Origin of the sequence: Nitrospira sp. T9, assembly GCF_052156535.1 — a bacterium.
Lineage (GTDB): Bacteria > Nitrospirota > Nitrospiria > Nitrospirales > UBA8639 > Nitrospira_E.
Genome location: NZ_JBQKUP010000007.1, coordinates 1 through 1,212, shown reverse-complemented (window position 1 = coordinate 1,212; position 1,212 = coordinate 1). Strand labels below are relative to the sequence as shown.

At 56.2% G+C, this 1,212-nt stretch carries 1 protein-coding gene; it reads left to right on the top strand.

Translation table 11 applies throughout. The annotated features are described in order from the left end of the window. Positions 1-10 precede the first annotated feature (10 nt). The coding region (tuf, locus tag ACTRXD_RS00060; protein WP_312744067.1) for an elongation factor Tu at positions 11-1,212 on the top strand (1,202 nt) is incomplete at its 3' end.

Below are 1,212 nucleotides of genomic sequence, written 5' to 3'. Positions count from 1 at the left end.
GAGGTAGGGCATGGCGAAGGCGAAATTTGAGCGGAAGAAGCCGCATGTCAATGTGGGGACGATCGGGCACGTTGACCATGGGAAGACGACCCTGACGTCGGCCTTGACGAAAGTGATGGGGGATACGGGGAAGGCGAAGTTTGTTCCCTATGATGAAGTCGCCAAGGCGAGTGAGAGTCAGGGGCGACGGGATCCGACCAAAATTCTTACCATTGCGATCTCCCATGTGGAATATGAAACCGACAATCGCCATTATGCGCACGTCGACTGCCCGGGGCATGCGGATTATGTGAAGAACATGATTACAGGGGCGGCGCAAATGGATGGCGCGATTTTGGTGGTCAGTGCCGCCGATGGGCCGATGCCGCAAACGCGGGAACATATTTTGTTAGCGCGGCAGGTGGGGGTCCCGTTTATCGTGGTCTTTTTGAATAAAGCGGATAAGGTGGAAGACAAGGAATTGCTGGAGTTGGTGGAATTGGAAGTGCGGGAGTTGCTGACGAAGTATGGCTTTCCGGGCGATGATGTGCCGGTGGTCATCGGGTCAGCGATCAAGGCCATTGAAGGGGATCAGAGTGAGGTGGGTGTGCCGTCGATTATGCGCTTATTGGAGGCGGTCGATAGTTACATCCCGACTCCGCAGCGAGCCATTGATAAACCGTTTCTGATGCCGATTGAAGATGTCTTTACAATCAGCGGGCGGGGGACGGTGGTGACGGGCCGGGTGGAGCGCGGCGTGGTCAAGGTGGGGGATGAAATTGAGATTGTGGGGCTGAAGCCGACGCAGACGACGATTGTCACGGGAGTGGAAATGTTCCGGAAGGTGTTGGATGAGGGGCAGGCGGGTGACAATATTGGGGCGCTGTTGCGGGGCACGAAGAAAGAGGATGTGGAGCGGGGCATGGTGTTGGCCAAGCCGAAGAGCATTACGCCGCATACGAAATTCAAGGCGGAAGTGTATATTTTGACGAAGGAAGAGGGCGGACGGCATACGCCGTTTTTTAATGGCTATCGTCCGCAGTTTTACTTCCGGACGACAGATGTCACGGGAGTGGTGCAATTAAACCCGGGGGTCGAGATGGTGATGCCGGGGGATAATGTGTCATTTGAGGGTGAACTGATCTCCCCGATTGCGATGGAGCAAGGGGTGCGATTTGCAGTGCGAGAAGGGGGCCGAACGGTCGGAGCCGGGGTGGTCACGGAAATCGTCGC